Below are 18,516 nucleotides of genomic sequence, written 5' to 3' on the forward strand. Positions count from 1 at the left end.
TTAATACGCCCAAAAATTATGTGGTTATTGTGGGTTTAGGTAAAGTGGCTAAGTTTCAGTAAGTTGAAGATAATTGAGAGCGTTTTTGAGGGCTCAAAAACGGTGAAACCCCGATGTTGGTAGCATCGGGGTTTCGAATTTTTAGATTTCTCGGATGGTAAGGCCGATTATCTTATATGCAAAAGGCTGGATTTAATCCAACTAATTCCTTGGTAGGGAATTAGATACGGATGAAGTCCATGTGCTCAACTTTTGGCTTGAAAGCGTGACGTTGAACGTCTTGTGGCTTAACTTTAACTTCAGCACCGTCGATTACTAGAACGATACCTTCGTAGAACTCAGGCTTGTCCATTTGGTTAACGATGTCATCGTGGTTAAGAACGATAGATACAGCTGCTTCTTCACCGCCGTATACAACTGCAGGGAATTTACCAGCGTGACGTAGGCGGCGGCTCGCACCTTTACCTAGTTCAGTACGTACTACTGCTTCAAATTTCATAGTATAACTCTCAAAAATTTAAGATATTCATAATCACACTAACAATGCGACCTTGTTATGTGTGCTAACCGCTCAAGAGAAATTGGTAGTAACTCTGTAAGCGAGCGCGGATACTATCACTCTATCTGATTTCTAGCAACTGATAATCACTGAATTGGGCCATTTCAAACGTCAATGATAATCAACTGGTTAAGTTTGATTCATTAGGTACGTTCTCTTCACTTAAACATCGCTTTTTTTCAAATGAACCGAATCTGAATATAACTCTCATTCGCGGTTAACACGCCGCCCTTTACGATGGCAACTAAGTTACCAAATCAACGTTATCTATCAGTGAGGGAAGAATATGGAACCAGTAAGCATTGTAGTCATTACACTAAATGAAGAGAAACGAATTGGTCGTCTGATGGAAGACCTTAGCAAGCAAACTCACAAAGAATTTGAAGTCATTGTGGTTGATTCAAACAGTGACGATTCAACGTGTGACGTTGCATCCGCTTACGAATCGTCATTGCCATCATTGCGCATTCACAAGATGGACAACCGAGGGGTGAGTCTAGGTCGAAATACGGGAGCAGGATTGGCAAAACATGATCGACTGCTGTTTTTAGATGCCGATGTGCGTTTGGCACCGACATTCTTGACCGAGGCACTCAGCCAGCTTGAGAGCATGCAGTTGGAGATCGCTGGTGTCTATATGGGGGCAAAAGAGCTCCCCTTAGTACACAAGCTCGGCTATGGACTGTTTAACTTAGGTCTGTTTGTTACGCAGTTTGTATTTCCTACTGCGGTTGGCGCATGTATTTTTTCAACCAAACAAGTTCACCAGAAGATCAATGGTTTTGATGAACAAATCGTCTTGTGTGAAGACTGTGACTATGTAAAGCGAGCGAGTAAAACATGGCGTTTTAGACTGCTTAACCTAACGTTTGGCTTTGATCCTCGTCGGTTAGATCAAGATGGCCTTTTTAAAATGGGATGGCTCTATTTAAAAGCCAATGCCAGACGTTTTTTGTTCGGTGAGATGCGAAACAACGAAATGGAATACAAGTTTGGTCATTACAACCAACAATAGATAAAGAGTGGTTGAAATGATTGAGGGAGTCAGCCTATTTGTTGGGGCTTTGTTGGATGCGTTAATTGGCCCCAACTTATTTGTGCCCGGCGAGCCATTTATGCTCGCCGCTGGTTATCAGTTGCACCAAGGCATTGTCTCTGGCGTGATAGCCGTTCTATTAGGCGGCTTTATCGGAGACCAATTGAGCTTTGCAATCGGTAAGCGTCTGGGAGGAAGGGCACAAAGAAAGCTAGTAAATTGGCGCCCATCATTGCGTCGTTCCGTTGCTAAATGTCGATACCTTATGTCGCGTCGCGGAAACTACGTTCTGGTATTTGCACGTTTGCTAGGGCCCGTTGCCTGGGTTGTCCCTTTCATCGCGGGCTCTCAAAACATCGCTTGGCGTCGTTTTACTTTTTTCTCAGCCATTGGATTACTGCTTGGTGTGGGGCAGTTTGTGACATGGGGTTACTTAGCCGCCGTGGGCATAGACCAATTCCCGATCATGACCGATATCAAACAGTTTGTGTTCGAGCACCAACTGAGCCTTTTCGCCATCCTTGCCAGTGTGATGTTTTATCTGATTGGTCGAAAGCTAAAGTGGCGCTTTATGTTCACTAAATTGTCGCTGTTTTTTATCGTGTCGGCACTTTATGCGAACTACGCGCATTTCTTCTTTCGTGCCGACGATAACCAAGAGCTTTATCAAGAGAAGGCGAAAATCGTGGCGGCGACTGAGGTACTCCCCGATGACCTACAGCTCAAAGTATATCCAGGGAAATCGGCAGTGTTTGATGCACAGGCGGTTAACGTGATCTACCTTGGTGATAGCCCTAAACCGTTAATGCAACAACTAGGTTGGATCGAAAACAAAACCTTCTCCATGCATGAGCTTGAAATAGCGGACTACCTACAGCTACTAAAGCAAAAAACGCCGCCAGTGTCAGACCTGTTTTGGAACAATATGCCACAAGAGCTCGCTTTTCAGTTACCGGGCAGCTTACTTAAACGTAGTCATATTCGCTGGTGGCAGGCTGGGATAGATGCTAATACCAGCCAAAAAATATGGGTCGGCGCATTGAGTTATGACGATGGCTTGTCGCTAACACCCTATTCAGGAATCGTCACGGTTTTACACCGAGTGAACCCGAATGTAGACGACGAGCGAGACAAGTTGGCTCGACAAGTTAAAGCGACAGCACCGAGCAAGCTAGTCGCCTTGAGAAGCTATGGAATGCCAGTGATTCTGGATAACAAACATGACTACTTTACCGATGGTCGTGTCTTGGTTATCGAAGAAAGCCAAGGCGAACAAATTCAGCCTCTCAAACTTGGATACAGGCAAGAAGTAGCGGGAATTTGAGCCGCTTTGCCAAAGACCACTTACTCTCATCAACGTGTCGAGTAATGCGTTGTCGACGCTAGCTGAACCTCGCCGTCATTCGAATCTGGCAGTGAAATCACATTAACGTCATATACCCGGGATATCGGGCAAATTGAATCACAATTGATACTAAACGGGAGGATCGTTTTGTTAAGTTCAATGGCTGTGGCGTATCCCCGCTTGCTGGTCTATTGCTCAATAGTAGACAAATGACATTGGGCAGTTAAGTGCGTTTTCTTTTGGGTTGAAGCCACCATTTACTCAAGCACCTCGTTTTACCATTCAGTCAGGTGCGAATTCTGTAACGGAAGGTGAATAATGCTCAAGGCGTGGCTCAAAGAACAACAACCTAACAGCTTCTGGCTGGTTTGTGCACGGACTCATAATCAAGCACTAACGTCGAATGGATTTGGGTTTAAGGATGCAGTACCGCTGTTTTGGGGGAATACATTTGAAGATGTCATGGCGTTGTCACCATGGCTTATCCCAGTATCTGATGAGGTACTGGCGTTGGATGAAAGCCTGCTTAATCAGGGTTTAGGCATTGCCACAACTTGCTCAGTAACCACGATACAACATTTACGCAGCATGCTGATGTCTGCGCTTGATGGTGAAGAAGTACTATTCCGTTTCTATGACAAGGTGGTGATAGGGCCGATGCTAAAGGCGATGATGCCATCAGAAATACAGCAATTTCTCGGCAATATTGAGCGCCTAGCGTTGGTTGATGACGAGTTAATTAGTTTTACACGCCACGCTCAGAGTCACTTTGAGCTAAAGAAAGAGACGTGGTGGAAACTCCAACCTCACCACCTTGCACCGATTTACAACACTAAGCATCACGCCATTTCATTAGAAAAACGTTGTTGGGAGCTGATCCCTGATATCCTCGAACAACTTGATGAACCGCTGCAAGTGATATCAAGCGCACTAGAGCGAGGGATTGCGTTGGGGTATCCCGTTTCGGAGCTAGAGGCATGTGCGATTGTTGAGTTAGCGCAACGAAGCAGTTCTCATCTATTACAGTTGTTAGAGCCATTAAGACTCACCGAGCAGGAACTAAGTCTACTTAAAGTGATTCAGGAGGGTTGGGTATGAGTATTACCGGCGCAAGCCCATATTGCTTCCCCTGTGACAAGATGACTCACTGGATAGAAATCTATGTTCGCGATGAGTTTAACCGTCCCTTCTCTGGCGTGCGAGGAACTCTCCTTGACTACGGAGGGAATGCATTCCCAATCTATCTTGATGATGATCCAATTTTTGTTGATCGGATGGCGCCTGGCCCCGTAACGATTCTGCTAGAGTGCGATGCCTGGATATCAGCGGCGCAAGGTGACGAGCGCACTCCTAACACCGCAGCAGATAGTGATCCAACAAAAGAGTTTGCCGCCAGTCATCGAGGCCATAAAGGCAGTGCAACACGTTATTTTGAAGTAACCGCCGGTGACCTTACCGAATTGAGTGAAGGGCAATCTCTACCATCTAGGCATCAAAAAGGGCAGGCAGATAAGCTTAAACTAATCACCGATAAAAGCTATGTACTGAAGGTAAGAGGCTTCAACTTTATTACTTTACGCGTAGGGATGTTCTTTGATGGAACGGCGAACAACACCTATAGCGCCCAATGGGGCAAGAACAAGCTCGATAGCTATTACTCCAAATGGTATCCGTTGTATCACCTTTACCAAGATAGGCCTCCCATAGAGTGGCCAGAGGAACTGTTTAAGTTTCCGGAACAGGATAAGTTTCACTTTTTCTGGCAAGAAGATCATGCGGTTAAGAGCAGTGCGGCGAATGAACCAACCAATATTCAAAAGCTATATAACTTGTATCCCGTTAATCTATTTGATGAAAATAAGAAGGTGTTCTCAACCGCGCAATATGTAACAGGTGTAGGCACTGGTAATAGTACTGATTATACAAAACCAGCTGAAGAGTCAGTATTAATTGGCCAAGCTATGGGGTTGGGTAAGTATGGTGTTGAAGCAAAAGCGGATACAGGCATCGATCAAATCTGTACAATATTTAAAGAGTTACGCTTAAATAGAAAATATGATGAATATAATATTGATGGGATTTTGAATTTCAAATTAGACTTATTTGGCTTCAGCAGAGGAGCTGCTGTAGCGAGGCATTTTGCTAACCTGGTTATTGATGGAGAACAGGGAGCAGTTGCGCAGAAGATCATTAACGCATGTAAAAACAATAAAATCGAATTAAAAGCGAACTTTGATTGGAATAGTGACAAAGCAATATCAATCAATTTTGTTGGTCTATTTGATACTGTTGCGGCGATAGTTGACCTTACAAAGCAAGACTTTTCACCGCACAACAATAACAATGGTGGTGTAAGACTGTGGCTCGACCCAGACAGAGTCAAACGGGTTGTCCATCTCACTGCCCACAAAAAAACTGAATACCGACGCAACTTCAGTTTAAACCGCATCAATTCTGCCGAACACTTTCATGAGTATGTGGTACCTGGTGCCCATTCTGATATCGGTGGTGGCTATCACTCACTTAACGCCTACACAACATTATCTCGTCAACGCAGGTTAACCATACCTTATTTATTGCCTTTATTAGAGAACAAGCCAATCAAGCGGGTCATCAAGCCGGTCGGATATTGGAACGGTGATGAAGTTAAACGGAGAATAGCGGACAAACTTCAGCCAATTATTGAGCAAGAGGTGGCGCTAGGTTGGAATAGGGACGACTACCATATTGACTATCAGATACTTAGAACTGGCAATAAAGAGCGAACACGCTTACAAGGGACGCTCTATCAAAAAAGAGTAGTAAGTGGCGATTTATCCAGACTTTACCTGCGGGTTATGTTTGGACTAGCACATCATTACGGTGTGCCATTGAGTGATATTGGTGGAAAAATTTGGTATAGCACAGAAGATAGTTATTATTCGGTGCCGACCAATATTGGAAAATATCGCTTTGCTGATTTTTGCGACAAGGCACTGGCGACGGCGAAGAGTGGAGAGGTATTGGAAGAATTAAATGTAAGCAACGTCGCAGAGATTGAAGATAGCCCAATTATAAACAAGCTATTTGATGCGAATTTAATCCATCATTCTTCTGATAACACCATTGCCAATAAGCCTAACAGAGTGGGCGAGGGTTATCAGCGTGAAACCTATCCGTGCATGAAGGAATCGTGAGATGAAGTGGTTTATTGCACTACTGGGGCTTATCGCTTTTACAAATACTCATGCATTTAGCCGAGTGCCGAGCGTACCAGAAGATATGCCGGCATGGCGTATAGGCTATGCTATGTCGACCTTGTATCCGGCGAAAGTAACTCAAACCTATGGTGTTAATGACAGCCGAGATTGGACTTCTTTTATTCATAATGATGTGCTTTTTTTTGGAAGAACTGAGCTAATGACGATTAGAAAGTACTATCCGAACTACGATGGTTACAGTATTGCATTAGGTATCCCCGTCGTCATCAAAAGACAGGTTATGCCGACGAATGTTCTTCCCGATAGTGTTTATCTTTACTGGGTTTCAATCACCAATCAAAGGTTTTTTCTGACGCAATTCAATATAACTCAAAAACTGAAGCGCGAGATGATGGTCAAAAGGAAGTTTTTAACATGGGATGGAGTTGAGTTGGATTGTTATGAGAAAGACATTATTTTTGGTTTTCTACCCAATGGGAATACAAAAGTGTGGTTAGATGGTTGTGGCGAGTACAAGTTTGTCACAGAGCTTGAGCCTATTAAGGAGTTCGATATGGACACCTTTGGCAATGATGCGGAAATTATTCGAGACAATTACAGCGAGGATATGGCAGAAAGAGCCAAACAGCTTGGTGCGACGCTCGATCCGATTCCGTGGGATAAGGTTAACAAAGTCCAAACCAACGAGGAAATTACTAAGCTCGAACTATAACGCATTTTTATCTTTTTCAAGATAAGTGGAGGGCAAGATGCTGCGAGTTGTCTTGATATTACTTGCAGGAGTGTTAACCACATACTGTTCATTTAACCGTGGCTCCAGCGTACCCGAAGATATGCCGGCATGGCGTATCGGTTATGCTATGTCGACCTTGTACCCTGCCGAAGTGACTCAGGCATATGGTGTTAATGACAGCCGAGATTGGACCTCTTTTATTCATAATGATGTGCTTTTTTTTGGCAGAACTGAGCCACAGAAGGTTATTAAGTACTACCCGAATTACGATGGCTACAGTATCGCATTAGGTATCCCCGTCACCACCAAAAGCCAGATTATGCCGACGAATGTTCTTCCCGATAGTGTTTATCTTTACTGGGCTTCAGTCACCAATCAAAGGTTCTTTGCGACCAAATTTGATCTCACACCTAAGATGAAAAAGGTAATGAGCACTAAAGAACCTTTCACACGCTTTGACGGCTTTAAAACTCACTGTTACCGAAGCGATATTATTTTTGGTTTTTTACCTAATGGGAATACAAAAGTGTGGCTAGATGGTTGTGGTGAGTACAAATTTGTCACAGAGCTTGAACCTATTAAGGAACTCGATATGGATACCTTTGGCAATGTTGCCGAAGCTTATCAAGCAGACTATGGCGAGAGTATGATAGAAAGAGCCAAACAACTTGGTGCGACGCTCGACCCGATTCCGTGGGATAAGGTTAACAAGGTCTATTCCACTGAAAAAATTACTAAGCTCGAACTATGATGTGTTTTGACCTTTTCCAAGATAAGTGGAGGGCAAGATGCTGCGAGTTGTCTTGATATTACTTGCAGGAGTGTTAACCACATACTGTTCATTTAACCGTAGTTCCAGTGTGCCCGAAGATATGCCTAAATGGCGTGTAGGGTACGCAATGTCAACGTTATACCCTGTTAAAGTAACCAAAGCTTATGGAGAAAATAAGCAGAGAGGTTGGATTTCCTTTGTACATAATTATCTACAGTATTTTTATAGAACTGAATATGACTATATACAGAAATCGTATCCATCGTATGATGGGTATGGCATCGCTCTTGGTGCACCAATTGGTTACTCAAGCCAAGTCGCAGGTACAAATAACTTACCCGATAGCGTTACCATTTACTGGACGTCAATAAGCAACGCAAAGTCGTTTGTCACTCAATTTGAGTTACCTGACCGACTAAAAGATCAAATGGTCATTAAAGATAAATACATAACATGGGATGGGGTCGAACTTGAATGTTATCGAAATGATATTGTATTTGGGTTCATACCCAACGGAAAAACCAAAATATGGATACGTGGCTGTGCCGAGTACAAGTTTGTCACAGAACTTGCGCCTGCTGAAGAGCTAGACGCTGACACCTTTGGCAACGATGCAGAAATCTATCGAATTAATTATGGCGAGCGGATGGCAGAAAGAGCCAAACAACTTGGTGCGACGCTCGATCCGATTCCGTGGGATAAGGTTAACAAGGTCTATTCCAAGGATGAGATTACTCAGCTGGAATGATGGGTGATTTCGCTCTTTTGCAGATCAGTAAGATTAAAAAAACGCCTGCAATAGGCGTTTTTATATGGTCGTTTGGCTAATTATGAAAGCTTTAATGTTAATACTGCTCTCAATCCACCCATGGAACTGCGTGACAGGGTGAGTTTCCCTCGGTAGCTGTGTGCCATTTCACTTACGATATTTAAGCCCAAACCGGTGCCTGGTGTTGTCTCATCAAGGCGCACACCACGCTCAATTGCCTGTTTGAGTTTTTCATCGGGTATCCCGGGGCCATCGTCCTCAATGATGATGGCGATGTCATCAGCTGCCAAGGTCTCAGAATGCACACGGATGATGCTTTCTGACCATTTGTACGCATTTTCGAGCAAGTTACCGACCATTTCATCTAAGTCTGTCTTATCAACCGCCACTTGAATATCTGAATCAAGTTCGTTGATAAGCGTCACGCCACGCTCTGCATAGACTTTATCGAACGCCATTGAAATCGCATCAACTCTTTGGGAAGGATTCGCTCGAACCGAAAGAATATTTTTTGAGCCAGCCATACGAGCTCGGCCAAGGTGGTAGTCAATTTGGCTTTGAATCTGTTCGACGGGTGGTTGTAGGTAGCGCTGTGTTTCTTTATCAAGCGCCGCGATTTCGTTTTTTAACACCGACAAAGGCGTTTTTAACGCATGAGATAGATTTCCAGCATGGTGTCGAGCGCGTTCAAGTAGCTCTTGATAGTGGAATACCAGCGCATTGAGGTCAGACACAACCGGAGCGACTTCTTTGGGGTAGTCTTGATCGAGCTGAGTTTTTTCACCAGAACGTAACTGAGAGAGTTCTTTGTGCATTTTCGTTAACGGGCTGAGTGACCATTGAACCTGCAAGAAAATGACTGCCAGAACGCCAAAATAGAGCAGGGCAAGAATAATCCACAATTGGCTCATAAGGCTGCCGACGGTATCTTCGATAGGTTGTTCATCGATGCCGATAATCACTTCGATTGGACCGTCATAGTCTGGGTAGTAAAGGGTGGTTTTTATGTAAATGAGCTTCTCGTTTCGTGCACCAAAATACTCTTTTTCTTTCTTTTCTGATGTGATTTTTTTATCCCACAGAGAGCGTGAACGAAGCAGTTCCTTGTCTGTTTTAGCTGACCAGTAAAGTCCACTATAGGGACGATTAAATCGTGGATCTGAGAGTGTGCTCGTGAGGGTAAGGTTGCCGGTTTTATCGGCTTCAAGCGATGCTGAGATCTCATCCATATAGATGGTGAGCTGTGATTTGGTGTCATCAACCATGTAGTTGAATACCTGATTGGGTACGCTGACACCAACTGCAATAATCATCGCTGTTAGCCAGACTATGGCCGCAAGGACGAGGCGGCTTTTAAGACTCAGTCGTTTAAGCAGCGTTCGTTTGTTACTCGGCATTGAGTTGATACCCTAAGCCACGAACGGTCTTAATCACTTTTGGTGCGATTTTTTTGCGGATACGGCCAATGAAAACTTCAATGGTGTTTGAATCACGGTCAAAGTCTTGTTTGTAGATATGTTCAACCAGTTCGGTGCGCGAGATAACCTTTTCGGGATTATGCATAAAGTAGGCGACGACTTTATATTCCAGCGCAGTGAGGCTAATCGCTTGACCTTGCCACATGACTTTGGATGTACGCGTATCGAGGCTGAGGTTACCGATTTGCATCACAGGAGATGCGTTGCCTGAAGCGCGGCGCAACTGCGCACGAATGCGAGCGGTCAGCTCGACCATTTCAAAGGGTTTAGTCAGGTAGTCGTCGGCTCCGGCATTGAGTCCTTCTACGCGTTGAGTCAAGGTGTCACGCGCGCTAAGAATCACTACTGGCGTGTTGATGTTCTCGTCTCGAATGCCTTTCAAAACGGTTAGACCATCTAATTTAGGTAAACCAAGGTCAAGCACGATGACATCCCACTCTTCAGAGGTCGCGCGATAGAGGGCATCGATACCATCTTGTGAAAGTTCAGGCACCCAGCCTGTTTTCTCTAATGACTCTACAATTTGTTCACCAAGGCGTGGCTCATCTTCAACAACAAGAATTTTCATATTCAGTTCTTCTTAGTTTTTTAGTGCTTGTTTAATGTTTCTGCCTTTGATTTGCAGCATTTCCAAAGTTTTGGCGTTGTACTCGACTTTAATTATATTATTGTCGTGGTTTAATTTGAGTTCGTAGACCCAGATATCGTCGTCTTCTTCGAGTTCAACGTGAATGATTCGTCCGTTTAAGTCACGTTCAACGGCCGCGTAGAGTTCTGAAAAAGGGCGAATGTCGCCATTTTTGACCGCTTCATAGACTTCATCCTGATCCTCTTCGAACTCAATTCGAGTTCCCGGCTTATGTACGTCTTGAACCAAAGCATGACCATCTTGCTCGTCATGTTTTTTAGCCATTGTTGGAAATGAGAATAGCACACAGGCAACGATGGCAGACGTCGTAACTATCGGACTTTTAAACATAATCATACCTTCTCGCATTTTCTATCGCTCAGTATACGGACTTGTTTATGAACACCAAGTGAATGGCATTTAGTTAGTTAACTCGTCAGCAAAAATCTTATCGCGCATCTTCCAGAAGCGTCCGGATTTTCTGGCAATAACAAACTGAGGAGGGCGGAATCTATGTTGATTGTTGACCACTTTGGTCGGTGAAGACTCATCAAAGGGGCGATGTTTATCTGCCAAATGTGGGCGAACAAATTGATCGAGAAAACGCTGCTTTTGCGGTTTGGTAGAGAGTGACCAGAACTCGCTAACTTGCGCTTGGTTGTCGCCGATATAAGCGACCTTGAGACTGTTTTTACCTTTATCATCTTTGTGGACAGAGAGGGTCATTTCACGGCATTCGAAGACTAAGGCATCTTTTAGGTTTAACGCTTCTTTTAGCTTCTTATCTGGGTCAACCAGAGTGGCGTCACATTCATGGCAAATTCGGGCTGCGATATCATTGTCTGCGCCGCATTCACCACAGTATTTGGCGCGAAAACGATAGTTGCAGTGTTCACGCTCGCCCGTGTCATCATCTTCAAAATAGCCTTGGCACTTACGGCCAAAGTGTTCGATCAAAAATCCATTGTTGTCGAGTTTGCCCCAAAAGTTATTATTAAAACCACAGGCAGGGCAAGGGATGGTAATGATTTCACTGTCTGAGTCGGGCTTGGGATCGCCAACTTCTGGCTGATAAAGGTCGTAACTATTGCCGGCGTAATCCAGTACCAGACATTCATCTTTCCCCGCAGATAAGCGTAATCCGCGACCAACGATTTGCTGATAGAGGCTGATCGATTCTGTGGGGCGTAAGATAGCAATAAGGTCAACATGCGGTGCGTCAAAGCCCGTCGTCAATACTGATACGTTGACCAAGTACTTAATTTTTCGCTGCTTGAAGGCGCTGATAATGGCGTCACGTTCAGGTGTCGGGGTATCGCCAATGACGATGGCGGCTTCCCCTTGAGGAAGTAAGCCAAATATTTCTTGAGCATGGCGAACCGTAGCGGCAAATATCATGATGCCTTGTTTCTGGCTAGACATGTGAATGATTTGGTCGACAATTTGCGGGGTGGCTCGCTTGGCTTTGTCGATGACCATATCCATTTCCGACTCTTTGTAACGACCTGTACTGGCAGGTTTAAGCTGCGAGAAATCGTAACTCAGCACTGGTGCGTCCATCATTCTCGCCGGAGTGAGGAACTTTTCATCAAGCAAGTAACGAATGGGCAGTTCGAAAATGCAGTCGCGGAAGAAACGTGGCTCTTCACTTCGCACCAAACCACGAGAGTGATACTGATAGATCCAGCCCATTCCAAGTCGGTAGGGTGTTGCGGTCAACCCCAGAACCTTAATGCCTGGGTTGAGGTCTCGCAGATGGGTAATGACTTTTTGATAGCTGGTGTTCTTATCGTCGGGTACTCGGTGGCACTCGTCGATGACCAAGAGTGAAAATTGATTTTCAAACTGATCGAGATTGCGCACCACAGATTGAACCGATGCGAAGACCACTTGTTGGTCTGTCTCTTTACGCCCTAAACCTGCTGAATAGATTGAGCCTTTGAGTCCGTATCCTTCGTACTTCTCGTGGTTTTGTTCGACCAACTCTTTCACATGGGCAAGGACCAAAACCCTGCCTTTTGCCAGCCTCGCTAATTCAGCGATAACTAAGCTTTTTCCAGCACCGGTAGGCAGTACCAAAACAGCCGGTGTTGAGTGTTGACGAAAGTGATGGATTACGGCTTTTACCGAATCAGACTGGTAAGGGCGGAGTGTATACATAAAATGTGTGAAATAGCTCAACTATTTAGTTTAGTCGCACTATAATACCCCACCTGACTGAGATGAGGTATTCATGCGTTTAGATAAATATCTATGTGATGCATTAGGTGCAACACGTAAAGAAGCAACAAAAATCATTAAAAGTGGCGATGTAACAGTGAACGACGTCGTGCAAAAAAGTGGTGCGGTTAAGATCACTGAAGATTGTACGGTTGAGTGGCAGGGTAGAGAAATACATAAACCCGGCCCACGTTATATCATGCTGTTCAAACCTGATGGTTTTGTCTGCTCGCATGAAGATGGATTCAATCAAACAGCTTTTGCGTTGCTAGACGAAGTGAAAATTGAAGACCTTCACTTTGCAGGTCGCCTCGATGTGGATACGACAGGTCTAGTGTTGATTACTGATGATGGTCAGTGGTCGCACCGTATTACGTCTCCAAAGCATAAGTGCGCGAAAACCTACCGTGTATGGTTGGCAGATCCTGTTCAAGAGGACTACGCAGACAAGTTTGTGGCCGGTATTCAGTTGCGCAATGAGAAAGAACTGACGCTTCCTGCCAGCCTAGAAGTGGTGAATGCGGAAGAAAATGAAGTGTTACTGACGATCACCGAAGGCAAGTATCACCAAGTTAAGCGTATGTTTGCCGCTCTGGGAAATAAAGTTGAACATCTGCACCGCGAACGCATTGGTGAAATTGAGTTGTGTGACACCTTAGAACCGGGTGAATATCGTTATCTGACTCAAGAAGAAATTGATTCTGTCTGGAATTAATAGATAGTTTAGGAAATGCTTTGTTTCCGAATTGGAACTAGTCTTTTATCCGGATTTGATTGAGGATAGATCGGATCACGACATCGTAGATGTTTATACATACTGTTTGGTTGCAGCACGGAGGCTGCATCTTATACGCCGCCGAGTAGGAGACTTATGTCTGAAAAATCCTTAGCGCAATCCAATACTCCACATATCAGTTTTCTACTATTTTTAGTGCTGGGTGCGATTGGTGCTCTGACCCCTTTAGCTATTGATATGTACTTGCCTGCTATGCCAACCATCGCCCGCGATCTTGGTGTTAGTGAGGGTTCAGTACAAGTTACCTTGACTGCCTATACCGCAGGCTTCGCCATTGGTCAGTTAATTCATGGTCCATTAGCAGACAGCTATGGACGCAGACCAGTCTTGCTACTGGGTGTGCTGTTTTTCGGTTTAGCATCGGTAGTCAGTGCAACAACCCATGGCATTGATGCCTTGACTTGGGTTCGCGCCGCTCAAGGTTTTGCTGGTGCAGCGGCCGCCGTGATTATCCAAGCGGTTGTTCGAGATATGTTTGACCGAGAAGATTTCACTCGAGCGATGTCATTTGTCACATTGGTTATGACGGTTGCTCCGCTGATTGCGCCTATGATTGGCGGATATGTTGCGGTTTGGTTCGGTTGGAGAGCGATTTTCTGGATTCTTGCGGCATTTTCCTTGGTTGTTATCGCCCTTGTATTGTGGAAGATTCCTGAAACTTTAAGTGCAGAAAACAAGCAACCGCTGCGGATCAGAAATACACTTCGCAACTATTTACGTTTGTTTCAAAATCCTGTGGCGATGGGTCTCATCTTCTCGGGCGCGTTTTCTTTTGCAGGCATGTTTGCATTTTTGACCGCGGGTTCGTTTGTCTATATTGATATTTATGGAGTGAGACCGGATCAGTTTGGTTATCTGTTTGCGCTTAATATCGTTGCAATGATCATTATGACCAGCATTAACGGCAGATTAGTTAAAAAGGTCGGCTCGCACAATATGTTGCGCTTTGGCTTACTGGTTCAACTTATCGCGGGTATTGGTCTATTTGTTACATGGTTGCTCGACGCAGGTCTATGGGGCACGGTGGTGTTTGTGGTGATGTTCATCGGCACATTGTCGACCATCGGCAGTAACACCATGGGACTATTATTGAGTGGTTATCCAACGATGGCAGGCACTGCTTCTTCGTTGGCAGGGACTCTACGTTTTGGTACTGGGTCTATTATTGGTGCTGTTGTGGCATTTTTGCCCGGCGGCGTAACCTGGCCGATGATAACGGTGATGAGCTTGTGCTCGGTGATCTCGGCTACCTGTTATTGGGTATTTGGAAGAAAGGCGTAATGTCTGAATATACGGTAGAAATACAAAAATTAGTGAACGCGGCATTGGATGACATTGCTCGAGAGCACAAAGCGGGTAAGCTGGTGAATGGACCAGTCGCAAACAATCTTTATTTGGTTCGTTGGGTGACCAAAGCGCTAAAATCGCAGCAGTACCCACGTATTGTGGTCGATGACCTGACTCGTTGGCAAAAAAGCGGTCGTTCGAAAGGTAATCAAGCGAGTTTGATGCAGACTTTCCAGCGAATCTCTAAGTTTTATGCGCAGTTTTTCCCACAAGGTGAAGATGAACGCGTGATTAAAGACAAAGAGATTGATGCGTTTCTTGATGCAATGGAGCAGCAAGGATGGGAGATCTCGACCTCAGAACCATTAGTTAATTGCGGTAAAGTTCAGATCTTCACTGAAGGTCCAAACTCACTGGCGCTCTGTTCCGATCAGTGTGATAACTGTTTTGATGGCGAAGAGCTAGTGAAACCAATGAGTTGGTTTGTTCGTGGTCATCATGCGGATTTTGTTGAGAAAGCATCCGCAGCAGGCTTTATGGTACACAAAGTTACCGACTATAAATCAAACGTGAAATACCACGGTGAATATTTGATTTTCCCAGCCAATAGAGGCAATCAGCTTGCAGAAATACCTCTGAGTTTGACGGTATAGTTATCGAGCAGTAATCGAAAAGAGCTTCTACGAGAGTGGAAGCTCTTTTGCTTTTCGAACAATGGCTTTGACCATTCCTTTAAAAATAAACATGTGCGCTGGCATCATCGCAAACCAGTAAAGAAGCCCTCTAAAGCCTTGGGGGTGCCACCATGCCGTTACGGTTAAACGCCTGAACTGACCTACATCCTCAATCACAAATTCTAATCGACCAAGCCCAGGCCCTTTCATACCAAACAGTAAAGAGATGAACTGCTGTTCTTCACAGCGGATGACCTTCCATGAATCAATAAAGTCGCCTACTTGCAATTGTGGCCCCGGCGGGGAGCGTCTGATAGGGCGGCCACCACCGAAAAAAATATCAAGCCATTCTCGCGTGCGCCACAAACTGTTGGCGAAAAAGTACCCTTGTTGCCTGCTACCAATCTGTTTGACCAGTTGCCAAAGTTGCTCAGAACTTAGCTCGGTCTCAATACTGGCTCCGGTCTGTTTAGGGTAATAACCAAATCCGGGTTGCCAACGTGAGAGAGCCGCAGGGTCAAATCCCCAAACATTACTACGAACGAAAGTCCCTTCACGCTCTATGCTGTTTTTGACCATGTCAGAAAAGCTCACGAGTTGCTGAGGGTAGCGCTGCCTAATAGCTGTTGAGTCAGCAATAAAATCATGTTTTAACCCAGACAGCAGTGCTGCACCGATGCTTGAAGGGACAGACGTGATTATGCCAAGCCAATGTGATGCCATTTTTGGCGTCAACAGAGAGGTTGACCATATCGATATTGGTTTGTGGATTGTCTGTGCTATGACTTTAAACTGGTCGCGATAACTGAGAGTGTCGGGCCCGCCGACTTCGAACAACTGATGTTCGGTTGGTGACTCTAACGCGACAGCTAACAGATAGTGATTCAGATTTTCTAGTGCAATGGGGTTCGCTCGTGAATCGACCCACTTAGGGGTGATCAACAGCGGCATGTTGTAGACAAAATCTCGCATAATCTCAAAAGCAGCAGAACCTGGGCCAATGATCACTCCAGCGCGTAACTCAGTGATAGGAACGCCAGAGGAACGGATAATATCCCCCGTCATTCGCCGCGCTTGCAGATGTTTTGAATTGCCAGTCTGAGGTTGAATCGCACTCAGATAGATGACGTGCTGAACATTACTGTGGGCTAGGGCGGCTTTAAAGTTCTCCGCCAGCGAGATTTCGTAATCAAGGAAATCATGGCCGTGAGCCATACCGTGGACTAGAAAATAGACAAGATCAAAGTGAGGCACAAGCTCCATGGTTGCCGCTTGGTCGGCAAGATCAAGATAGCGCAGGGTTAGATTGGGATGAGGTGCCACGCGCGCACGAAGGTACTCGATTTGTCGAGCCGCTGCTGTAACTTGATAACCACGTTGGCAGAGCTGTTCAAGGAGTTGAGAACCCACGTATCCTGACGCCCCCAATACCAGCACTTTCTTCATTTATCGTCCTTGATATTTTTATGGTTTCATATTTAAGCCGATCATATAATAACCAAGTATTTTTTTCTCTATTTTCATGCTGTTGCAGCTCAAGGTGGGCGTTTGTCTATGCATTCTCAAATCATGCACCATACCCGTGGTGACTTTATCCGCCGTCTGATTGCTATCGCTCTACCTATCACGCTGCAAAGTATCATGTTCTCCAGCCGTAGTTTGGTCGATGTTCTGATGTTAGGCCAACTAGGCGAAGCAGAAATCGCGGCGGTCGGTGTCGCGGCTAGGGCAACGTTTGTTACCACCATCATGTTAGTCGGTGTGACCACGGGTGGAGCCTTGCTGACGGCGCAATATTGGGGGGCTGGTGATCGACAAGGGGTGCGTGAAAGTACCGCTTTAACTTGGTTGGTTTGTACGCTATTTGCTGCGCTGACTGCTCTGCTATTTATTCTTTTCCCTAGCCAGATTATGGGGCTAGCAACCAATGATCCAGAGGTCAATCAACTTGGTAGCGACTATCTGGTCATCACCTCAGTCACCATGTTCGCAGTCGCCTGTGTTGCGAGTATGTCGGTGGGCTTGCGAGCGATGCATAAGCCGGGTATCAGCACCTTTTTTAGTGGCATCGGTATTGTGTCGAACATCTTTCTCAACTGGGTACTGATTTTTGGTAAATTTGGTGTGCCTGCAATGGGGATCAAAGGGGCGGCGATAGCCACGGTGATGAGCGGCGCGATAGAGGTACTAACGCTATTTGGCTATCTGCATGTTAAGCAGCATTTACTGGCGTTTGGAGTTGATGATATTCGACGAGTCATTGAGTGGAATAGAGTCATCAAGTTCTTAAAACTGTCCCTGCCAACCACATTTAACTTCTTGGCCTGGGCTGGTGGATTGTTTGCTTATCACGCCATTATGGGGCAATCCGGAGTTCAAGGTTTGGCTGCGCTATCAGTGATGACGCCTGTTGAGTCTATCGCCTTAGCATTGCTAATAGGAATGTCGAATGCCGCCGCGGTGTTGGTGGGTAATCAGATTGGCGCTAAGAACTATGATGCGGTTTATTATCAAGCGATTGGTGTCACGCTACTCAGCTTACTTGTTGGTGTTGTGGTTGCGATCTTGCTGTTCTTTGTCCAAAGCTCTGTGCTTGATGGTTTTAGTGCGTTGTCGGCCGAAACCCGCGCTTTGGCGGAAAAGTTTATGGTTGTATTGAGCGTTGGTATCGTACTTCGCTCTGTGCCGATGATGACCATCGTTGGCGTGTTGCGTGCAGGTGGTGACGTTAAGTTTTGCCTCTACCAAGATCTGGTTGCTCAATGGCTAATTGGTATTCCTCTTGCGGCGTTTGCGGCGATTGTCTTAGGTTGGCCGCCAGAGTGGATCTATTTGCTGTTTTTGACCGAAGAACTGATTAAATGGTTTGGTTCGCTGTTTAGGATGAATACACGCAAATGGATACGCAATTTGATCGAAAATTAGACATTGAGCGTCTATTTGATGTGTATAGGTGCATATCTTGTGATCTAGTATCCAAATTACTTCCTAGATGGGTCGATTTAGTGTAGATTCACAT

The 18,516-nt window shown here is 45.2% G+C and carries 17 protein-coding genes; 11 read left to right on the top strand and 6 right to left on the bottom strand.

Going from position 1 to position 18,516, the window contains the following annotated elements; all coding sequences use genetic code 11:
* Positions 1-220: 220 nt before the first annotated feature.
* Positions 221-499: a 50S ribosomal protein L25 gene (gene rplY, locus ACQEXP_RS13860; RefSeq protein WP_138973354.1), complete on the bottom strand. Its 279-nt coding sequence runs from the start codon at positions 497-499 to the stop codon at positions 221-223.
* A gap of 346 nt (positions 500-845) precedes the next feature.
* On the opposite strand from rplY, the gene ACQEXP_RS13865 reads away from it, so the two are divergent.
* From ACQEXP_RS13865 to ACQEXP_RS13895, 7 genes are all read left to right on the top strand, one after another.
* A complete protein-coding gene (locus tag ACQEXP_RS13865) occupies positions 846-1,574 on the top strand; it encodes a glycosyltransferase family 2 protein (RefSeq protein ID WP_426970498.1) in 729 nt (242 codons plus the stop codon).
* Between the two features lie 16 nt (positions 1,575-1,590).
* On the top strand, positions 1,591-2,919 hold the full coding sequence (locus ACQEXP_RS13870) for an LssY C-terminal domain-containing protein (RefSeq protein ID WP_426970500.1): 1,329 nt from the start codon (positions 1,591-1,593) through the stop codon (positions 2,917-2,919).
* A 339-nt stretch (positions 2,920-3,258) separates the two neighbouring features.
* The gene (locus ACQEXP_RS13875; RefSeq protein WP_426970502.1) at positions 3,259-4,038 is read left to right on the top strand and encodes a DUF4123 domain-containing protein; all 780 of its coding nucleotides are present in this window, start codon (positions 3,259-3,261) and stop codon (positions 4,036-4,038) included.
* The gene (locus tag ACQEXP_RS13880; protein WP_426970504.1) at positions 4,035-6,116 is read left to right on the top strand and encodes a T6SS phospholipase effector Tle1-like catalytic domain-containing protein; all 2,082 of its coding nucleotides are present in this window, start codon (positions 4,035-4,037) and stop codon (positions 6,114-6,116) included. Before ACQEXP_RS13875 ends, ACQEXP_RS13880 begins: the two co-directional genes overlap by 4 nt.
* Before the next feature lies 1 nt (position 6,117).
* On the top strand, positions 6,118-6,852 hold the full coding sequence (locus ACQEXP_RS13885) for a DUF2931 family protein (protein ID WP_426970505.1): 735 nt from the start codon (positions 6,118-6,120) through the stop codon (positions 6,850-6,852).
* Between the two features lie 37 nt (positions 6,853-6,889).
* A complete protein-coding gene (locus tag ACQEXP_RS13890) occupies positions 6,890-7,624 on the top strand; it encodes a DUF2931 family protein (RefSeq protein WP_426970507.1) in 735 nt (244 codons plus the stop codon).
* 37 nt (positions 7,625-7,661) lie between these two features.
* Entirely contained in the window at positions 7,662-8,393 is a 732-nt protein-coding gene (locus ACQEXP_RS13895; protein ID WP_426970508.1) for a DUF2931 family protein, read from the top strand.
* 80 nt (positions 8,394-8,473) lie between these two features.
* Here the strand turns inward: ACQEXP_RS13895 and ACQEXP_RS13900 are convergent, their stop codons facing one another.
* From ACQEXP_RS13900 to ACQEXP_RS13915, 4 genes are all read right to left on the bottom strand, one after another.
* Positions 8,474-9,811: an ATP-binding protein gene (locus tag ACQEXP_RS13900; protein ID WP_269376330.1), complete on the bottom strand. Its 1,338-nt coding sequence runs from the start codon at positions 9,809-9,811 to the stop codon at positions 8,474-8,476.
* Positions 9,801-10,460, bottom strand: a complete 660-nt coding sequence (locus ACQEXP_RS13905) for a response regulator transcription factor (protein WP_138972005.1) — start codon at positions 10,458-10,460, stop codon at positions 9,801-9,803. Before ACQEXP_RS13905 ends, ACQEXP_RS13900 begins: the two co-directional genes overlap by 11 nt.
* Before the next feature lie 12 nt (positions 10,461-10,472).
* Positions 10,473-10,871: a PepSY domain-containing protein gene (locus tag ACQEXP_RS13910; protein WP_269376332.1), complete on the bottom strand. Its 399-nt coding sequence runs from the start codon at positions 10,869-10,871 to the stop codon at positions 10,473-10,475.
* 69 nt (positions 10,872-10,940) lie between these two features.
* Complete coding sequence (locus ACQEXP_RS13915) at positions 10,941-12,680, bottom strand: DEAD/DEAH box helicase (protein ID WP_426970510.1); 1,740 nt, start codon at positions 12,678-12,680, stop codon at positions 10,941-10,943.
* Between the two features lie 73 nt (positions 12,681-12,753).
* Between ACQEXP_RS13915 and rsuA the strand changes: the two genes are divergently transcribed.
* The 3 genes from rsuA (at position 12,754) to ACQEXP_RS13930 (ending at position 15,476) form a co-directional block, all read left to right on the top strand.
* Complete coding sequence (gene rsuA / locus ACQEXP_RS13920) at positions 12,754-13,455, top strand: 16S rRNA pseudouridine(516) synthase RsuA (protein WP_426970512.1); 702 nt, start codon at positions 12,754-12,756, stop codon at positions 13,453-13,455.
* Between the two features lie 156 nt (positions 13,456-13,611).
* Positions 13,612-14,817: a Bcr/CflA family multidrug efflux MFS transporter gene (locus ACQEXP_RS13925; RefSeq protein ID WP_426953219.1), complete on the top strand. Its 1,206-nt coding sequence runs from the start codon at positions 13,612-13,614 to the stop codon at positions 14,815-14,817.
* On the top strand, positions 14,817-15,476 hold the full coding sequence (locus ACQEXP_RS13930; protein ID WP_269376336.1) for a DUF2913 family protein: 660 nt from the start codon (positions 14,817-14,819) through the stop codon (positions 15,474-15,476). Before ACQEXP_RS13925 ends, ACQEXP_RS13930 begins: the two co-directional genes overlap by 1 nt.
* A gap of 27 nt (positions 15,477-15,503) precedes the next feature.
* On the opposite strand, the gene ACQEXP_RS13935 is transcribed toward ACQEXP_RS13930, so the two are convergent.
* The gene (locus tag ACQEXP_RS13935) at positions 15,504-16,943 is read right to left on the bottom strand and encodes a DUF2867 domain-containing protein (protein ID WP_426970514.1); all 1,440 of its coding nucleotides are present in this window, start codon (positions 16,941-16,943) and stop codon (positions 15,504-15,506) included.
* Positions 16,944-17,045: 102 nt separating this feature from the next.
* Here ACQEXP_RS13935 and ACQEXP_RS13940 point away from each other — a divergent pair, with 102 nt between their 5' ends.
* Complete coding sequence (locus ACQEXP_RS13940; protein WP_426970515.1) at positions 17,046-18,422, top strand: MATE family efflux transporter; 1,377 nt, start codon at positions 17,046-17,048, stop codon at positions 18,420-18,422.
* The last annotated feature ends 94 nt before the right edge of the window (positions 18,423-18,516 follow it).

The sequence above is a fragment of the Vibrio sp. TRT 1302 genome (genome assembly GCF_050113875.1).
In the GTDB taxonomy this organism is placed as follows: Bacteria; Pseudomonadota; Gammaproteobacteria; order Enterobacterales; family Vibrionaceae; genus Vibrio.